Origin of the sequence: uncultured Thiohalocapsa sp. (assembly GCF_913063425.1) — a bacterium.
Classification (GTDB): domain Bacteria; phylum Pseudomonadota; class Gammaproteobacteria; order Chromatiales; family Chromatiaceae; genus Thiohalocapsa.
The window spans coordinates 49272-65865 of record NZ_CAJXYK010000002.1; the positions used below are offsets into that span (position 1 = coordinate 49272).

The 16594-nt window shown below is 66.0% G+C and carries 19 protein-coding genes; 7 read left to right on the plus strand and 12 right to left on the minus strand.

The genetic code is table 11. From position 1 onward, the window contains the following. Window positions 1–6: 6 nt before the first annotated feature. The 11 genes from dsrO to dsrA form a co-directional block, all read right to left on the minus strand. Window positions 7–813, minus strand: a complete 807-nt coding sequence (gene dsrO / locus QZ607_RS01185) for a sulfate reduction electron transfer complex DsrMKJOP subunit DsrO (RefSeq protein ID WP_295878679.1) — start codon at window positions 811–813, stop codon at window positions 7–9. Then, window positions 810–1313 carry a sulfur reduction protein DsrJ gene (locus QZ607_RS01190; protein WP_295878682.1) on the minus strand — a complete coding sequence of 168 codons (504 nt, stop codon included), beginning with the start codon at window positions 1311–1313 and terminating at the stop codon, window positions 810–812. Before QZ607_RS01190 ends, dsrO begins: the two co-directional genes overlap by 4 nt. Window positions 1314–1383: 70 nt before the next feature. After that, the gene (locus QZ607_RS01195; RefSeq protein ID WP_295878684.1) at window positions 1384–3345 is read right to left on the minus strand and encodes an NAD(P)-binding protein; all 1962 of its coding nucleotides are present in this window, start codon (window positions 3343–3345) and stop codon (window positions 1384–1386) included. A 176-nt stretch (window positions 3346–3521) separates the two neighbouring features. Next, the gene (gene dsrK, locus QZ607_RS01200; protein WP_295878686.1) at window positions 3522–5057 is read right to left on the minus strand and encodes a sulfate reduction electron transfer complex DsrMKJOP subunit DsrK; all 1536 of its coding nucleotides are present in this window, start codon (window positions 5055–5057) and stop codon (window positions 3522–3524) included. A 185-nt stretch (window positions 5058–5242) separates the two neighbouring features. Then, a complete protein-coding gene (locus QZ607_RS01205) occupies window positions 5243–5977 on the minus strand; it encodes a respiratory nitrate reductase subunit gamma (protein ID WP_295878688.1) in 735 nt (244 codons plus the stop codon). Between the two features lie 194 nt (window positions 5978–6171). Beyond that, window positions 6172–6504, minus strand: coding sequence for a TusE/DsrC/DsvC family sulfur relay protein (locus QZ607_RS01210; protein ID WP_295878690.1), 333 nt, complete (start codon window positions 6502–6504; stop codon window positions 6172–6174). Window positions 6505–6534: 30 nt separating this feature from the next. Then, on the minus strand, window positions 6535–6843 hold the full coding sequence (gene tusB / locus QZ607_RS01215) for a sulfurtransferase complex subunit TusB (protein WP_295878692.1): 309 nt from the start codon (window positions 6841–6843) through the stop codon (window positions 6535–6537). Window positions 6844–6910: 67 nt separating this feature from the next. Then, window positions 6911–7321: a sulfurtransferase complex subunit TusC gene (tusC, locus tag QZ607_RS01220; protein WP_295878694.1), complete on the minus strand. Its 411-nt coding sequence runs from the start codon at window positions 7319–7321 to the stop codon at window positions 6911–6913. A gap of 39 nt (window positions 7322–7360) precedes the next feature. Beyond that, window positions 7361–7753, minus strand: a complete 393-nt coding sequence (gene tusD, locus QZ607_RS01225; RefSeq protein ID WP_295878696.1) for a sulfurtransferase complex subunit TusD — start codon at window positions 7751–7753, stop codon at window positions 7361–7363. 216 nt (window positions 7754–7969) lie between these two features. Then, entirely contained in the window at window positions 7970–9043 is a 1074-nt protein-coding gene (gene dsrB / locus QZ607_RS01230) for a dissimilatory-type sulfite reductase subunit beta (protein ID WP_295878700.1), read from the minus strand. Window positions 9044–9165: 122 nt separating this feature from the next. After that, window positions 9166–10422, minus strand: a complete 1257-nt coding sequence (gene dsrA / locus QZ607_RS01235; RefSeq protein WP_295878703.1) for a dissimilatory-type sulfite reductase subunit alpha — start codon at window positions 10420–10422, stop codon at window positions 9166–9168. A gap of 868 nt (window positions 10423–11290) precedes the next feature. Here dsrA and QZ607_RS01240 point away from each other — a divergent pair. From QZ607_RS01240 to QZ607_RS01265, 6 genes are all read left to right on the plus strand, one after another. Continuing rightward, a complete protein-coding gene (locus tag QZ607_RS01240) occupies window positions 11291–11482 on the plus strand; it encodes a sulfur relay protein DsrC (RefSeq protein WP_295878706.1) in 192 nt (63 codons plus the stop codon). A gap of 111 nt (window positions 11483–11593) precedes the next feature. Further along, window positions 11594–12307 carry a hypothetical protein gene (locus QZ607_RS01245; protein ID WP_295878708.1) on the plus strand — a complete coding sequence of 238 codons (714 nt, stop codon included), beginning with the start codon at window positions 11594–11596 and terminating at the stop codon, window positions 12305–12307. Window positions 12308–12410: 103 nt separating this feature from the next. Further along, a complete protein-coding gene (cas6, locus tag QZ607_RS01250; RefSeq protein ID WP_295878710.1) occupies window positions 12411–13097 on the plus strand; it encodes a type I-MYXAN CRISPR-associated protein Cas6/Cmx6 in 687 nt (228 codons plus the stop codon). A 214-nt stretch (window positions 13098–13311) separates the two neighbouring features. Next, window positions 13312–13650 carry a TusE/DsrC/DsvC family sulfur relay protein gene (locus QZ607_RS01255; protein ID WP_295878713.1) on the plus strand — a complete coding sequence of 113 codons (339 nt, stop codon included), beginning with the start codon at window positions 13312–13314 and terminating at the stop codon, window positions 13648–13650. A gap of 223 nt (window positions 13651–13873) precedes the next feature. Further along, complete coding sequence (locus tag QZ607_RS01260) at window positions 13874–15172, plus strand: chloride channel protein (protein WP_295878714.1); 1299 nt, start codon at window positions 13874–13876, stop codon at window positions 15170–15172. A 159-nt stretch (window positions 15173–15331) separates the two neighbouring features. Continuing rightward, window positions 15332–15709 (plus strand): hypothetical protein, encoded by a 378-nt coding sequence (locus tag QZ607_RS01265; protein WP_295878716.1) that lies wholly within the window; start codon window positions 15332–15334, stop codon window positions 15707–15709. A 35-nt stretch (window positions 15710–15744) separates the two neighbouring features. Here the strand turns inward: QZ607_RS01265 and QZ607_RS01270 are convergent, their stop codons facing one another. After that, entirely contained in the window at window positions 15745–16068 is a 324-nt protein-coding gene (locus QZ607_RS01270) for a hypothetical protein (protein WP_295878718.1), read from the minus strand. Between the two features lie 13 nt (window positions 16069–16081). Between QZ607_RS01270 and QZ607_RS01275 the strand changes: the two genes are divergently transcribed. Next, complete coding sequence (locus QZ607_RS01275; protein WP_367268140.1) at window positions 16082–16363, plus strand: GNAT family N-acetyltransferase; 282 nt, start codon at window positions 16082–16084, stop codon at window positions 16361–16363. Window positions 16364–16594 lie beyond the last annotated feature (231 nt).

Genomic DNA, 16594 nt, shown 5'->3' on the forward strand with positions numbered 1-16594 from the left:
GGTGGGTCAGATGCCGGCGTAGCGCACGCCGGTGTTGAGCTCCAGGTCCTCGCGGATCTGCCGGCTCGGCTGCTTGGCCATCGCCTGGCGCACGGCGCTGGTGGGGTCCTTGAGGTCGCCGAAGACGATGGCGTGATGGCCCTCGGCCGCACAGGCGTCAGCGCACGCGGTGGATGCGCTGCCTTCATCCAGGCGGTGTGCACAGAGGTTGCAGCTCTCGACGCAGCCCATGCCGCGCGGGGCGCGCGTGAGCTTCTGATCCACCTGCTCGTGAATGAAGGAACGGGCCTTGTACGGACAGGCCATCATGCAGTAGCGACACCCAATGCAGGTGTGCCGGTCCACCATGACGATGCCATCGGCCCGCTTGAACGACGCCCCGGTCGGGCAGACATCCACGCACGGCGGGTGCTCGCAGTGCTGACACATCAGCGGCAGATTGGTGACGTGCCCGCTGGTCTTGTCCTGCAATTTGACCTTGCGGATCCAGACCGCGCGCTGATTCTGCCACTTCGCCTCGTTGCTGCCGTGCGGCTCGGCCTGAAGGTTGAGGCCGTTCTCCTGGTCACAGGCGTCCACGCAGGCGGTGCAGCCCTCGGCACATTTGGCGGTATCGACGAACATGCCCCAGCGGTGACGGTCGCTCACCGGCTCGGTGCGCGGGGCTGCCGCCGCATCGTCCGCAGCCGTGTAGCCCAGGGCGCCCACAGCCAGGGCACCCACGCCGCCCGCACTGCCGGCAACGGCGCCGGCGGCGGCGCCCATGAAGCGGCGGCGGTCTTGGTTGACTTGTCGATCGGGTTCTCGGCTCATTGTGCTCTGCTCCCCGCAGCGGCGGCGTCCGCCTGCTCTTCGACACCGGGCAGCAGCTCGCCGTGATCCACTGCCATCACCTGGTTCCAGGCTTCACCCTCGGGGATGGTGGCGTGACAGTCGAAGCAGTTCAGCTTCACCGCCGTATAGTTGTGGCACGCGGCACAGAACTGGCCTTTGTCGTTGATGGCGACGGGCTTATGATCGGCGTCGTAGCCGACATGGCATCCGACACAGCCCGAGAGGCTGTGCTTGGTGGAGCGAATGCCGCCGTAGACCGTGGTGTCGCGCTGGTGGCGGATGACCTCCATGTGGTTGCGGCGCATGTATTCTGTCGGCTCGACGCAGTTTTCGAGCTGCGCGGCCCTGGAGCTGTCGACAACGAAATCGCCGACGCCGGTGGCCTGTGCCATGCCAGCCAGGCCCAGGCAAACCAGGGCCAGCAGCCACTGCACGGCCGCGGCGGGACGCACGCCGGACTTGGACTGGTTGTGATTCATCGCATTACTGATCGCAGTACTGCGGCCCCCGCGGGCGCGTGGTCCTTTGGGGGCCGCCGTTGCCTTGGGCCTATTCGCCCAGGCCCATTTTGATGTAGCCCGTGGGGCAGACGTCGGCGCAGATGTGGCAGCCGATGCACTTGGCGTAGTCGGTGTCCACATAACGACCGGTGGTCTTCTGGTCCTTGTTGACCCGGAAGACCGCATCCTGCGGGCAGAAGATGACGCAGTTGTCGCACTCGAAGCACATGCCACAGCTCATGCAGCGCTTGGCCTCGGTGACGGCGTCCTCCTCGCTGTAGCCGATGACGCGCTCCCTGAAGTGGCCCAGGACCTCCTCGGCACTCGGCACTTCTTCCTTACGCTTCACGCGCGGCGTGAAGGGGAAGTGACCGAGGTAGAGCTCGTCGTGCGGGATGACCTCCGCGCTGGAGCGGTCTTCGTAGTTGTGGATGGCGTAGTTGGCGTCGGAGGTGCCGCGCAGATCCCCGGACGCATCCACCTGGAACTGGTCGGGCGCCAGGTGGGCCTCGGTCATCTTCTCCAGCAGGTTGAAGTGGTGGACATCCACCTTCGGGCGCTTCTTGTGCTCTTCCTGCTTCAGGTACTCGTCGATGGACTCCACCGCGATCCAGGCCTGGCCGATGGCCGTGGTCAGGAGGTGCGGCCGGATGATGTCGCCGGCGACGAAATGCCCGGGCTTGTCCGGCACCTGGTAGAACTTGTCCGAGTTCATCAGGCCACGGCCGTTGTCCAGGGCCTCAAGGCCGGTCATGTCACCGCCCTGGCCGATGGCAGCGACCACGAGGTCGGCCTCGAGCACCCGCTCGGTGCCCTCCACCGGCGTCGGGCGACCGTCCTTCATCTCACAGTCCGCCACCTTGAGACCGACGGCGCGGCCTTGGTCGTTCTTGATGACCTCCACCGGCATGACGCCGTCGAGGACGGTCACACCCTCGTGCAGCGCGTCATGTACCTCATGCTCGGCGGCGGTCATCTTGTCGCGCGTGAAGAGCGAAGTCAGGGTCACCTCGGCGCCTTCGGCGGCGGCGGTCATGGCCGTATCGTGGGCCACATAGCCGTCGTGGATGACGGTCTCGGGCAGGTCACTCTTGCCGGTCTTGGTGATGTGTCCGAGGCGACGGGCCACGGACACCACGTCGATGGAGGTGTCACCACCGCCGACGCAGACCACCTTCTCGGCGGTGACCTTCATCCGGCCCTCGTTGAATGCCTTCAGGAAGGCGACACCGGAGACGCAGTTGGGGGTGCCTTCCCAGCCCGGCACCGGCAGCCCACGGCCGGACTGACAGCCGATGGCCCAGAGCACGGCGTCGTAATTCTGCTCCAGCTCCTCGACCGTGATGTCCACACCGACGCGGCTGTTCAGCTTCACCTCGATCTTGCCCATGTCGAGGATGCGGTTGATCTCGGCATCCAGGGCGTCGCGCGGCACGCGGTAACCGGGAATGCCGTAGCGGAACATGCCGCCGAGGTCGCCGTTGGCCTCGAAGATGGTGGCCGCATGCCCCTTGCGGCGCAGCTGGTAGGCCGCGGCAAGGCCGGCGGGGCCGCCGCCGATGATGGCGATGTTCTTCCCCGTGTCGTGCTCAGCGGGATAGAACTTGAAGCCCTGCTCGGTCGCGTTGTCGCCGATGAACTGCTCGACGGCATTGATGCCGACGTAGTCTTCCACCTCGTTGCGGTTGCAGCCGTCCTGGCACGGCGCCGGGCAGACGCGGCCCATCATGGACGGGAAGGGGTTGGCGTCGGTGGAGCGGCGGAAGGCATACTCCTGCCAGGTCATGCCCTCCGGCGGCTGCTCCAGCCCGCGCACGATCTGCAGCCAGCCCCGGATGTCCTCGCCCGACGGACAGCTGCCCTGGCAGGGGGGCGTCTTGTGCACGTAGGTCGGACACTTGTGGGAGGTATCCTGGACGAAGATCTGTTCGGTGAGGTCATCCCAGACGTTGTCGCCGTCCTCGAACCGACGCCAGGAAAGCTTGTTCATTTCGTCGCTGGAAGTTGCCATGGATAACGCTCCTTACGCTGCGAGCAAGGTGTCTCGCTGATCGATGCGGCCGGGCCGAAACGATGTCGGCCGAGCCGTTGTATTCGTGGCTCCGGTTGCAGCCGGAGTCTGTACCTGTGCGCTTCTCGCCGAAGCCCGTGCGTGTCCGGCCCCGGCCGCGTCGAGGCCCGACGGCATCAGGCAGCCTCGTCGGCCACCTCCTCCTCGTCCTCGTCGGTGTTCTGCCCGGTCAGGATCAGTGCATTGGACACGAGCTGATGCACGCTCACGATCTGGTCCATGTCCATGCCGTAGTAGGGCAGCACCTTGGTGAACTGGCTCTTGCAGATGGCGCAGATGGCGGCCATGTGCGTCACGCCCTTCTCCTGCATGACGTTGTTCAGCGCCTCGACGCGCGGCTGCGCCCCCTTGACGCGGATCTCCATCAGATCGTCGGTCAGCAGGCCGCCACCGCCGCCGCAGCAGAAGGTGCGATCGCGGATGGTGTCCTCGTCCATGTCGTAGAAGTTGTTGCAGGTGGCGCGGATGATGGCGCGGGGGATATCGAACTGACCACCGGGACGATCACCCATGCGCGACGCCCGCGAGACGTTGCACGAGTCGTGGTAGGTCAGCACCATATCGTCGTTCTGGCTCTTGTCGAACCGAAGCTTGCCCTGCTGGATCAGGTCATAGGTGAATTCGCAGATGTGCTGCGGGATCGGATAACGCTGATCGAGGAAGTCCCAGGGTCCGGCCAGGGTGTTCAGGAAGCTGTAGGCGACGCGCCAGGCGTGGCCGCATTCGCCGAAGACGATGCGCTTGACGCCGAGCTTGATGGCCGCCTCGCGGATGCGCAGTGCCACCCGGCGCATGTTCTCGTAGGAGCCGATGAACATGCCGAAGTTGGCGGCCTCCGAGGCATGGCTGCTCAGCGTCCAGGACACGCCGGCCTCGTGGAACACCTTGCCGTAGCCGATGAGCCCGTCCACGTGCGGCTCGGCGAAGAAGTCCGCCGAGGGCGTGATGAGCAGGATTTCGGCGCCCTCCTGGTCGAGCGGATACTTCACCTCGACGCCGGTGTCGTCGTAGACGTCCTCTTCCAGCCCCTCGAGGGTGTCCTCCAGCGCCGGCCCGGGCAGGCCAAGGTTGTTGCCGATCTTGTAGACCTTGCCGATAATCTCGTTACAGTACTTCTGGCCGACCCCGATGTGGTCCATGATCTCCCGGGCGGCCATGGAGATCTCTGCCGTGTCGATGCCGTAGGGGCAAAACACCGAGCAGCGTCGGCACTGGGAGCACTGGTGGAAGTAGCTGTACCAGTCGTTCAGCACTTCCTCGGTGAAATCCTCGGCGCCGACGAGCTTCGGAAAATACTTGCCGGCCAGCGTGAAGTAGCGCCGATAGACCTTGCGCATCAGGTCCTGCCGCCCGACCGGCATGTTCTTGGGATCGTGCGTGCCCAGGTAGTAATGACACTTGTCGGTGCAGGAGCCGCACTTGACGCAGGAGTCGAGGTACACCCGCAGGCCGCGATAACGCCCGAGCAGCTCGCCCATCTTGTCGATGGCCTTCTCCTGCCAGTCGTCCACCAGCGTGCCGGGATAGCCCAGGGGCGCCTGGAACTCTTCCTTCGACTTGAACGGGGACGAGTGGGCCATGACGCCCGGCTCGATCTCCGGGATCTCCGGGTACTGTTTCAGGACGGGAACTTCGAAGTCGGCCTTGGCCATGGTGTCAGTCTCTCCGAAAGCTGTATCTGGCGCCCTTGTGGCGTACCCCGGGGCGCACCTGCTTCGTGAGGCCCCGGATCAGCAGCGTTGGTTCCAGGGGACCATCCGGTGTCGCCCGCGGTCTCCGCTCGCTCGGTCGGCGCTCGCCGAGACCTGAATCTGTATGCAGCTGTTGCCGCTGCGGCTTACTGGGACTGCTCCAGCCGTCGCGCCCAGCCGGCGACGTGCCGGCGCTCCCGGGGGTTGTCCACCTGGTTGCGCGAGGGACTGAAAAAGAGCCCCGGCATGTGCAGCAGCTTGCTGTAGGGGAAGATGATCATCAGTGCGGCCACCAGCAGCAGGTGCAGCAGCAGCAGCGGGTCTGCGGGAAGCAGCATGATCTGGCCGACGTAAAGCCCCTGGAAGAACTCCTTCACGCGGATCACGTCGGTGTGAGCCAGGAACTGCATCGCGAGCCCCGACAGGCCGATGGTGATCAGCAGCGCCAGGATCAGGTGGTCGGACAGGGAGGTGATGTAGCGCACCCGGTCCACCAGGAAGCGTCGCGCCCACAAGCCGGCCAGCCCCACCACCATGGCGATGCCGCCATAGATGCCGAACGGCTGGATGAACTGGATCGGCGCCCAAACGGGCTCGATGAAATACCGCAGGTGGCGCAGCGTCACCAGGAACAGGCCGAAGTGGAACATCCAGCCGAAGATCCAGATCCACTTGTTGCCGCGGAAGAGACTCTCGAAGAAGACCACCTCGCGCGTCAGCCGGAAGACGACGCCGGCACGTGTCGTCGGTGCGGGCGTGGTGGGGATCTTGAGCGGCGCCGGTGCCCGCGCGTACTGGACGACCTTGGCCGCCAGCCCGGCCACCAACACGAACGCCGCAAAGTAGAACACATAGGCGTAGATGGTGGAGATGAAGGACATGACGACGTTGCCTCAGTAATGATCTCGTTATACGCGTCCAGGCAGCAGGTACCGGCTGCGGAGGCTCACCGGCACTGCTGTCTGGGCTCCGTCGCCGCGGCGGGCGGCATTGCAGCCCCCGCGCGCGGCGACAGTCATCACGGCGGCCGCCGGCGGCTGACGGCGCCGCCGGCAGCGGCCCCGACCTGGGTGCGTCAGACGCAGCCGGTCGGCTTCGGCAGGCCGGCGTAGCGGCACGCCTGTTTGGCCGGACCGTAGGGGAACAGGCCGTAGAGATACTTGCTGTTGCCCTTGTCCTTGCCGAACTTCTTGCCGACGGCCTTGGTCAGCACGCGCACCGCCGGCGCGATCTGGTATTCCTCGTAGTACTCGCGCAAGTAGTTGATGATGTCCCAGTGCTCGTCGGTGAGCTCCAGGTCGTCTTCTTTGGACATCACCTCGGCGACGCCGGGCTCCCAGTCGTTGATGTTGGCGAGGTAGCCCTCTTCGTCGGTCTCGAAGGACTTACCGTTGACTTCGATAGGCATGTTGATGCTCCTGGTTGGAGGTTGATTGAGTTACAGCCAGGCCTGGACCTTATCGTTCTCCGCGGCCAAATCCACGAAGCCCGCATAGTCCACGACGCTGATGCCCTCGATGACGCGATCTTCGGACAGCCCGCGCGCCATCAGATCCGGCCCCAGCACGAACAGCTTGACGGAATCGAGCGCGCCTTTCACGCGCTCTTCGACAGCCGTGCCCTTTGTGGCCGCGTAGACGCCGTCCTCGAGCAGCAGCACACTGGCGCCGCCGCCGACGTGGGCAAGGCAGGCGTCCAGGGACGGCTTCTCGAAGGGCGATTTGTTGACAGTGTGAAGCGTGCTCATGGTTTTCCTCGCTGGGGGTTTCCCCGCTGGGCCTCCCCGCCGGGTGCTCGTCGTTGGGTCGGGCGGGTCAGAAGCTGAAGACGACGTCGGCGTCATCCATGATGGCCGTCATCTCCTCCCTGGAGACGAGCCGGATGGAGTCCTTCTCGGCCCAGTCGTCGTCTTCATCCTCCCAGACCAGGTGCTGAAGATCGTCCAGCGTCAGGCCCCGCTCGTCCAGGGATTCCTTCTCGACGAAGATCTTCTTGACCTCGTAGTCGCCGAGGGCCGCATAGGTGGGCGAGAAATTTTTCATGCCGACGCCCGTGGTGTCCTGCCCCTTGGTGAGCTGGTAGACACCGTCGTCCATGAACGCGAGGCTCACGTCCTGATCGAACGCGGCGCCGATGAGCACGACCTCCAGGGACTCCCAGGCGTAGATGGTCCCGTACGGCGCCTTGCGGTTGAGATAGAGAAATTTCTTGATGGTTTCCGACATGTCGTTCCCCTCTCGGGCAGTCGTGGGCTCGGTGCCGGGTCAGTCGCCGAAGACGACCAGCCGATCCGATTGAATGGCCGCCTCGACCAGCTGGCCGAGCCCGGAGATGCGAAAACGCGGATGGATATTGGTCGCATCCTTGCCGTTACGCTGCATCTCACCTTCGTCCACCATGCCGCGGCGCTGTGCGGCGGCGACGCAGACCACCATGTCCAGATCATGCTCCTCGGCAAGCTCCGCCCAGCGCGCAACGACGTTGCGGTCGTCCTGGGGCGGCGTGGTCAGCCGCGAGGCATTGTTGACGCCATCGTGATAGAAGAATACACGGAACACCTCATGCCCCTTCTCCAGCGCGGCCTTGGTGAAGAAGTAGGCCGAGTCGGATGACTGGTGCTGATACGGTCCTTCGTTGACTTGGATTGCGAATTTCATGGTGACCTCGGACTGGGTGACCTTGGACCGGGCAACCTTGGGCTCGGTGACCTCGGACTGGGTGACCTTGGGCTGGGTGACCTTGGGCTGGGCGACCTTGGGCTGGGCGACCTCGGACTGAACGACCTCGGAGTGGCTGCCGGCGCCCGACGGGTGTCGGGCACCGGCACTTCTCGTGGCGTCCGGCGGGATCAGGAGCAGACCCCGGCCGGCCCGTCAGAAGCGGATGTAGGACGAGCTGTTGAAGCTGGCCCGCGCACCGCGCCAGGTATCGATGTGATACTTGGTGAACGGCAGCTCCACCTCCTCGAAGAAGCGTGGCCAGCCGATGCGCTCGATCCACTCGTTGATGCGCTCCCAATCCCGCGCGCCTTCCTTGTAGGCCTTCAGGATACGCTTGACGATGGCGGTCGCCTCCGGCCAGCGCGGCGGGTTGTTGGGGATGCCGGCGGCGACCAGCTTCTGGAAGGTCGGCTTGCCGCGGGCGTTGGAGTGGTTACCGCCGACCCAGATGGCGAGCTTGGTGTGCTCGGCGTCGTTGATCTGCATGGGCGGGCACGGCGGATAGCAGGCACCGCAGCAGATGCACTTGCGCTCATCCACCTCCAGAGACGGCTTGCCGTTGACCATCGCCGGGCGGATGGCGGCCACCGGGCAGCGCGCAACCACCGACGGGCGCTCGCAGACGTTGGCGACCAGATCGTGATTGATCTTGGGCGGCTTGGTGTGTTGGACGTTGATGGCGATGTCACCCTGGCCGCCGCAGTTGATCTGGCAGCAGCTGGTGGTGATGTGCACGCGGTTCGGCATGTTGGCGTTGCGGAACTCGTCGATGAGCTCGTCCATCATCGCCTTCACCACGCCGGAGGCGTCGGTGCCCGGGATGTCGCAGTGCAGCCAGCCCTGGGTGTGCGAGATCATGGTGACCGAGTTCTGCGTGCCGCCGACAATGAAGCCGGCGTCCTCCAGCGCGTTGATCAGCGGCTGGACGCGGGACTCTTCGGTGACCATGTACTCGATGTTCGAGCGCAGGGTGAAGTGCACATAGCCGTCGGCGAAGGTGTCACCGATGTCGCAGAGCTTGCGCAGGGTGAACACGTCGAGGATGCGCTGGGTGCCGGCCTTCACAGTCCAGATCTCGTCGCCGCTGTAGGCGACGTGGCGCAGCACGCCCGGGCGCGGGTGCTCATGGTACTTCCACTGCCCGAAGTTCTTGCGCATCACCGGATGCATATATTGCCACGGATCCGGGCAGCCGGATTCGATGGGCTCGCGCATGTCTTTGGCCATCGATGGTCCTCCAGTAAATCAGAAAACAGTTAGGTGCTGATCGAGTCAGGCGAAGCCGATCGGTGCGCGGCAGCGGCCCGGTTGGGCCCGACGCGGCGCACCGATCCCTGCGCGGGCTCGGGTCAGCCCGCAGCCTTCTCGGCCTGCTTCTCGAACCACTCCTCGGCGGCCTCGTCCCAACCGTCCATGCGGACGTACGAGGACTGACGCGGATGGCTCAGCATGTTCGGATCGGCATCGACGCCGATGCCGTCGAGGAAGTTCGCCAGCCCGATGCGCTCGATCATCTCACCGCAGCGCTCGTGCTCGAGACCGTTTTCCGCCCAGAAGTCGATGATGTTCTCGGCGAGCTCCACCATCTCTTCGTAGTCTTCTTCGGTTTCGAGCTTCTTGAAGGGCACGATGACGGTGCCCATCAGATCGCCGATCTTCAGCGTGCGCTTGCCGCCGATGAGGATGGTCACGCCCTTGTCGTCGCCGGGGTGCAGCGCCTTCGGCATGACGTTCAGGCAGTGCATGCAGCGCACACAGTCGCGGTTGTTGACGTTCAGCGTGTCGTCATCGTTGAGCGACAGGGCGTTGGTCGGGCAGCGCGTGATGACGTTGTCGATGATGTACTGACGGCCCTTGGCCTTGACGTAGACCTTCACCTCGTCCTGGTCGACTTTCATGTCGTCACGCCAGGTGCCGAGGACAGCGAAGTCGGACCGCTCGATGGCGTTCTGGCAATCGTTGGCGCAGCCGGAGACCTTGAACTTGAACTTGTAAGGCAGTGCCGGGCGGTGCACGTCGTCGGTGAAGTTGTTCACCAGCATGCGATGCGCCTTGAGCTCATTGGTGCAGGACATCTCGCAGCGCGCCGCGCCGACGCAGGACATCGCCGTGCGCACGCAGGGGCCGGCGCCGCCGAGGTCCCAGCCGTAATCGTTGATTTCGTCGAAGAAGTGCTGGGTCGCCTGGGTATCGGCGCCGATGAACATGATGTTGCCGGTCTGGCCGTGGAAGGTCACCAGGCCCGAGCCGTGCTTCTCCCAGCTGTCGGCGAGCTGCCGCAGCATACCGGTGGTGTAGTGGTTACCCGCCGGCGGCTGCACGCGCAGGGTGTGGAATTCTTTGGACTTGGGGAAGGCCTTACCGACCTCCGAGAAGCGGGGGATGATACCGCCGCCGTAGCCGTAGACCGACACGGTGCCGCCCTTCCAGTAGCCCTTGCGGGTCTCGTAGGAGTGCTCCAGCTGACCGAGCAGGTCGTTCGTGATCTCGTTGATGCGCGCGTCGCCGTGCTCGTCGCGCAGACGCTTGATGCCGGAGATGAAGCTCGGCCAGGGGCCGTCCTCCAGCTGATCGAGCATCGGGGTCTGGTGCTTGTCGATCGCCATGTCGCTGAATCTCCCGTTGAGGTCAGGTCAAACTGCTAAGACCGAATTGGCTTGAGGCCGGGTTGGGCCGGTGTCCGACGGCCTGGGCCGCCGACGCCCGCGCCCAGTAGAGTCTGGGTATTGAGCTTGCTTGCGCTCCCGCCACACACCGGCAGGCCGCTTGCCGCGAATCGCGCTGTCCAGACCAGAGTTTCTGACCAGCGCATCCCGGCAGCGGGCTCTCCCTGAGCCTGGCGGGGCGTCCGGCGGCGCGTCCGGCCGCATCTCGGGCCGCACTATAGCCAGCTCATGCGGCTGGCGACATTCCACGTTCGGGGTGGGTGGGTCCACCCCGCCTATCCCTTTGGGGATAGTTGACCCACGCACTTTTTTCTGTGGACGTTCAAGGCGCTACGACCGCCTGACGCAGCCCCGCACAAGGGAGCTGGAGTCTAGCCACTACCCCCAGGAATGTCAACGGATACTAATATTAATACCCACTCATGCCCGTCGTCGCCGCGACCGAGCGTCGCCGCCGGCGCGTTGCATTCGCCGGCGCCCGTCAGCACATAGCCGCCCAGAGACGACGACACGACAAGCGCCTCCCAGCGAAGTTCCAGATACCAGGAACGCGGGGAGGGGCTTTGGGGAAAACCCGAGCGCCCCAGCCACGCACCTCCGGCCCGGCCAAGCACCCCCGGGTGGTGTCACGCGCACCCGGATGGACTTGCGGCGGTCTGCGGGCAGTGTCCGTCGGCCGCGGGCGCTGACTGCAGGATCGGCCCGGGCCGACCACCGGCCCGCGCAGCCGGCTCCGGGCGTGTCGCCACACACAGGATCACCGATGCCGCACCCACTGCGATGCGACACCAACAAGGCAAATAACGTCATGTTGAAACTCAGCGAGATACTCGTCTCACGCAAGGACATCGAGAGCTTTTCAGGTCTCCAGGACGCCGTTCAGGACGCTGCTCGCGCCGGTGAGCGCTTTTTCCGCATCGACGTCAAGCCGCCCTATCCCGACACACCCGAGGACTGGGAGGAACGGCTCGAGGCGGCCTTCAGCGGCCTGATCCGCTGACGCCCGGCCGTGCACACGGCCCCTTTGATGCATCCCGGCGGCCAGCTGCGCTCTGTACCGGCTACGACACAGCGCACCGCGCCCGCAGGCGAATCCCACCAGGCGAACCCCATGAAGGCTTACGACATCACCCAACGGCTGACCGATACCGCCGCCGACTCCGTTGCCCGGCAGGGCGCCGAAGAGGCAGCGCTGGAGTCGCACCTGCTCGCCCTGCAGGAAGATTACGACACCCTGCAGCGCGTCGGCGCGGACGAGAGCCGCCTCGCCGACGCCAAGCTCAAGATGGCCCGGACCCTGGTGGGACTTGGGCGTGGCGACCAGGCCTGGCCCCTCGGGCGCGAGGCCTTCGATACCTTCATCGCGAACGACCAGTTCGAGTCCGCCGCGGATTGCTGCGAGGTGCTGTTTCGCGCCGAGCAGCCGCAGTCCCTCGCCGCCCTTGGCCAGGGCATCTGGCTCGCGGTGACCTACCCGGTGGACGTGGAGCTCGCCGTGGAGCTGCTGAATCACGTCGTGGACGAGACCCCGGACGACGCCGACGGCGCGGCCGTGGCCGCCACCACTGCCTTGTTCCTGGCCGATGTCCGCGGCGAAGGCACCCAGCGGGAGAATCTGGTGTTCTTCACCTCCCAGATCCTCTCCAACGTGGCGCGCCGGCACAGCGACGTGGACACCCAGGAGGCCTTCGACCTCTGGCGCGATCGCCTGGAGCTGCGCGAGCCGGACAAGTTCCTGGTGCGGCTGCGCAACGTCGTCGACGTCCTGGTGCAGGACGAGTGGTGGTTCGACCGCGATGCCCTGCAGGCGAGTCTGCCGCAGTAGGCCGCCCGCGCGCCCCAGCCGCCACCCGGCAGCCGCGCTGCCCCAGCGACCCGACACGCTTTCGCGAGAAATGCCGCACCCCATGACAGCTGGCACCCTGCCCATGTTCTGGCAAGACGAAGAAGACACCCCTCAAGTCACCGTCCCCGACGATGTCGTGGACGTTATGTTCACGCTGCAATGCCGCTCCATTCCGGTGGATCATGCCTATGCGCTGAGCCGCGCGCTGCTCGACGCCGTGCCCTGGCTCGCCGACACCGGCGCCGGCATTCATACCATCCATGTGGCGGGCTCACAGAACGGCTGGGAGCGCCCGAGCCACGGGGTGGATCAGCACCTGCTGCTGTCGCGGCGCACCAAGCTCAGTATCCGGGTGCCGCAGCAGTGCGTGGCGGACCTGACCACCGCCCTGGCAGGCCGGACCTTCGACGTCGGCGGGGCGGCGCTCGGCATCCGCGAGGGCAAGCCCAAGCCGCTCGGCAAGGAGCCGACGCTCTTCGCCCGCTACGTCGCGGGCTCCGCCGACCTCGACGAAGAGGCCTTCCTGCGCTGGGCGGCGGCGACCTTGCAGGAGCAGCTCGACATCCGCCTGCGCAAGGCCCTGTGCGGCAAAGCAACCCCGCTTGCCACGCCGGAGGGTGCCATTGTCACGCGCAGCCTGATGCTGGCAGACCTCAAGCCCGACGAGTCACTGCGGCTGCAGCAGGCGGGCCTCGGCCCGCATCGGGTGATGGGCTGTGGGCTCTTCATCCCGCACAAGGGCATCGATGCCGTCCACAAGCCCCAATGAGCCGCGCGTTGTGTGGATGACGGCTCAGCCGAATCTCACTAATATTAGCGGGTCATGATGCTGGCGCCGCTCCGGAGGCGGGTCATGCCCGGCGAGCCACCAGGGGCCAACCAGCTCAGCGCGCATCGGGCGCGCCGACACAACAGCTGACAAGAAAGTGCCGGCCCACGGCGGCGTCCGATTGGGGTCGGCGACGACGAGAGGAGCCCTTAACATGTCGATCGAAGTCAACGGCAAGACCATCGAAACCACCGAGAGCGGATACCTGACCGACCCCACCGCCTGGGACGAAGACGTCGCCCGGGTGCTGGCGGACGGCGAGGGCATCGAGCTCACGGACAAGCATTGGGACGTCATCAAGTATCTGCGTGACGAGTATTTCAACAACAACCAGAACCAGCCCATGGAGCGCCAGCTGCTGAAGGACCTGGGCAAGGTCTGGGGCAGCAAGCCCTCCAGCAAGGACGTCTACAAGCTCTTCCCCCTTGCACCCACCAAGCAGGGCACCAAGGTCGCGGGCCTGCCGGAGGTGCACCGCAAGGGCGGTTATTGAGCCGGGCGGGCGCACCCTGCGCGCGCATCCCACGTCGAGCCGGCCGCGTGCCGGCTTTTTTGCGCGCCGTCCCTGACCGCCGGCTGCTGCCCAAGGCCCCGGAAGCCCGCCTGATGAGCCCCGTCCAGGTGCCTCGCCGCGCGGGGATCGCTGCGCGCCTGAGGCCGCCCGGGCCGGCGGCAGCGCCGCCGCCCCACCACAACGACCAACATACGGCCCCGCCATGAAGCTGCGTCGGCTGCGCTACATCCGCCGGGTGCTGCTGTCGCGGCGCGCCTGGCGTGTGCGCGCGGCCTTCCTGCTGGGTGCTGTGCTGGTGGGCATCGTGTCCTCGGCGTTTGGTGTGCTGAGCGAGCAGGCCAACCGGCTGTTCTTTGTCATTGCCGACGCCGAGCCCCTCGCCCCGCTGCTGCTGACACCGCTCGGGCTGGTGCTGGTGGCCTGGCTCGGGCGACGCTTCTTTCCCGGCAGCGAGGGCAGCGGCATCAACCATGTCATCGCCGCGCTGGAAGTGCGCACCAAGGAGCGCTTCCTGACCCTGCGCATCGCCGCCGGCAAGATCCTGCTGACCCTCTTGGGGCAAAGCTGCGGCGCCGCCATCGGCCGCGAAGGGCCCACGGTGCACGTGGCCGCTGCCATCATGTATGCCATGCGCCGGCTGGCCCGGTTCCCGGCGGACTACATGGCCCGCGGCATGCTGCTGGCCGGCGGGGCCGCCGGCATCTCCGCCGCCTTCAACACGCCCCTGGCCGGGGTGGTGTTCGCGTTCGAGGAGATGCTGCGCGGCTTCACGCCCCGGCTCGCCGGCGTCGTGATTCTCTCCGTGGTGCTGTCCGCGCTGGTGTCCATGCTGCTCATGGACCAGCGCTATTACTTCGGCACCGCGGCGGCGGGGCCCACCGCACAGCTCGGCGACTGGCTCGCGGTGGTGCTCTGCGGCGTCGTGGCGGGGCTCGCCGGTGGACTTTTTGCGTTCCTGGTGCTGCGCCTGTCGCGGGCCATAGCGCCGCTCATGGCCACGCATGGGCTCGCGGTCGCCTTCGTCTGCGGGTCTGTGCTGGTGCTGATGGGGGTGCTGACGGACTACCGGGTCATGGGCTCCGGCTACGACGTCGCCAAGGCCCTGGTGCTGGAGGGTGACGCGCCCGCGCCGCTCTATCCGCTGTACAAGTTCATCGCCTCCCTCGCGTCCTACCTGAGCGGTATCCCCGGCGGCATCTTCGCGCCGGCGCTGTCCACCGGGGCCGGCATCGGCGCCGATCTGCACCGCCTGCTGCCGCTGGCCTCGCTGGAGCTGATGGTCCTGCTCGGCATGGTGGCCTACTTCGCGGGCGCCGTGAAATCGCCCATCACCGCGTTCGTCATCGTCATGGAGATGACGGACGATCAAAACACCCTGCTGGCGCTGATGGCGGCAGCCATGGTCGGCTATGGCGTCTCCTTTCTGCTGAGCCCGCAGCCGCTCTACCACTCCCTGGCGCAGATGCTCATCGAGCGCGAGGCGACGCGCAAGGCGCGCTGACCCCTCGTACAGTCCATGCCCTGAATCCGGCATCGTCATCGCCGCCCTGATCTGCCTGATGGCGGTTGCGGCCCCGACACCGACAGCGCCGATGTTGGACCGCGCGGAACGCATCGTGGCGAGCCGCTGATCCCGATCAGGCTTCCGGAGACGCCGTTCATGGGTCTCCTGCCCATCTCCGTCGCCGAAGAAAAGGGCGTGCTCGAGGCGAACAGTCTTGCGCTGCGCTGGATCGGCGTCCGCAATCCAGGACCGGGCGCCAAGATGATGGCGGCCGGCAAAGCGGACTTCATGCTGTCCACCTTCGCCAATCTGATGCCGATGGAGGCGCGACAAACAGGCACGCTGCGTTTCCTGCTCCCGCCCAGCCGCATAGCCGGGATGCAGCGCCGACGGAATCCGGGAGCGGCGGCAGTGCAAACCCCACGCGGTGGCCGACGGGAGCCCCGGATTCCGCTTCATCATGTTGCCGTTGTCCGACCCCGACCGGCCGAGCGGCCCAGCGGCCGCCGACGCCCAAAGGGAAGTCCCAGCTGAGTGCACAGCATCGGCAGGTCGGGCCGGAAACGCCGTCAGGTATCCAGCGGCAAGACTGGCCCGATTCCGAACTGGCGGAAATGCTCGTCGAATGCATAGGCGCTCGTGATGCCGAGGTTCGCCATGACGACGCGACTGGAGCAGTCAGTGAAGCTCCAACCTTTGTCCGAGAACTGCCGGAAAATCTCCCACGCTTGTTGGATATCCTCGCGGGTCATCCAGTGTAGATCCGCCAGCGACCCCTCAAGGAGTGCCGCGCCCACGCGCAGTGCGCGTTCGCGCTCGCCACGGACCAGAAGCAACGTCAGCAACATCAGACGCCGGGTCAATCGGGTCTTCGTTGCGACGACCGTCGCCAATCCCGACGGGATCATCGCCTACTACAGTCTGAGCGCCGGCAGCCTCGACGCCGAGGCATTGCCCGAGGCGTATCGTCGCCGCTTACCCCGGTATCCGGTGCCCGTCGTCTTGCTCCGACGCTTGGCTGTTGCGACCCCACACCAAGGCCAGGGTATCGGCGCCATCCTGCTGGCCAACGCCCTGCGCCGGGTCGCCGCCGCTTTCTACCGCAAATTCGGTTTCATCCCGTTGCCGAGCCGGCCCGAGACAATGTTCCTGCCGCTGGATTCGCTCCTCGAGCTGACTGTGAGCTGAGTCGCGAGCGCACCGTGTTTCGTGGTCTTGATCGTAACGACGCTCCAGCGTCGTTACGCATCCCCCACCGCTCCAGCGGCGCGTGTCGCCCGGCGCAGCGCCTCGGCCAGCCAAGCCGGACCGGACGCCACCGCCCCTCGGGTGCCCGGAACCGATACATCCAGATCCGGCCCCGGCTCATTCCTCGGGCCATTGCCCCTGCGCCTCCCACCCGTCGAGCTTCTGACCGAT

Excerpts from the sequence above, each read along its gene's own strand:
- dsrO (WP_295878679.1), bottom strand. The coding sequence starts at position 813 with ATGAGCCGAGAACCCGATCGACAAGTCAACCAAGACCGCCGCCGCTTC.
- QZ607_RS01190 (WP_295878682.1), bottom strand. The coding sequence starts at position 1,313 with ATGAATCACAACCAGTCCAAGTCCGGCGTGCGTCCCGCCGCGGCCGTG.
- QZ607_RS01195 (WP_295878684.1), bottom strand. The coding sequence starts at position 3,345 with ATGGCAACTTCCAGCGACGAAATGAACAAGCTTTCCTGGCGTCGGTTC.
- dsrK (WP_295878686.1), bottom strand. The coding sequence starts at position 5,057 with ATGGCCAAGGCCGACTTCGAAGTTCCCGTCCTGAAACAGTACCCGGAG.
- QZ607_RS01205 (WP_295878688.1), bottom strand. The coding sequence starts at position 5,977 with ATGTCCTTCATCTCCACCATCTACGCCTATGTGTTCTACTTTGCGGCG.
- QZ607_RS01210 (WP_295878690.1), bottom strand. The coding sequence starts at position 6,504 with ATGCCTATCGAAGTCAACGGTAAGTCCTTCGAGACCGACGAAGAGGGC.
- tusB (WP_295878692.1), bottom strand. The coding sequence starts at position 6,843 with ATGAGCACGCTTCACACTGTCAACAAATCGCCCTTCGAGAAGCCGTCC.
- tusC (WP_295878694.1), bottom strand. The coding sequence starts at position 7,321 with ATGTCGGAAACCATCAAGAAATTTCTCTATCTCAACCGCAAGGCGCCG.
- tusD (WP_295878696.1), bottom strand. The coding sequence starts at position 7,753 with ATGAAATTCGCAATCCAAGTCAACGAAGGACCGTATCAGCACCAGTCA.
- dsrB (WP_295878700.1), bottom strand. The coding sequence starts at position 9,043 with ATGGCCAAAGACATGCGCGAGCCCATCGAATCCGGCTGCCCGGATCCG.
- dsrA (WP_295878703.1), bottom strand. The coding sequence starts at position 10,422 with ATGGCGATCGACAAGCACCAGACCCCGATGCTCGATCAGCTGGAGGAC.
- QZ607_RS01240 (WP_295878706.1), top strand. The coding sequence starts at position 11,291 with ATGTTGAAACTCAGCGAGATACTCGTCTCACGCAAGGACATCGAGAGC.
- QZ607_RS01245 (WP_295878708.1), top strand. The coding sequence starts at position 11,594 with ATGAAGGCTTACGACATCACCCAACGGCTGACCGATACCGCCGCCGAC.
- cas6 (WP_295878710.1), top strand. The coding sequence starts at position 12,411 with ATGTTCTGGCAAGACGAAGAAGACACCCCTCAAGTCACCGTCCCCGAC.
- QZ607_RS01255 (WP_295878713.1), top strand. The coding sequence starts at position 13,312 with ATGTCGATCGAAGTCAACGGCAAGACCATCGAAACCACCGAGAGCGGA.
- QZ607_RS01260 (WP_295878714.1), top strand. The coding sequence starts at position 13,874 with ATGAAGCTGCGTCGGCTGCGCTACATCCGCCGGGTGCTGCTGTCGCGG.
- QZ607_RS01265 (WP_295878716.1), top strand. The coding sequence starts at position 15,332 with ATGGGTCTCCTGCCCATCTCCGTCGCCGAAGAAAAGGGCGTGCTCGAG.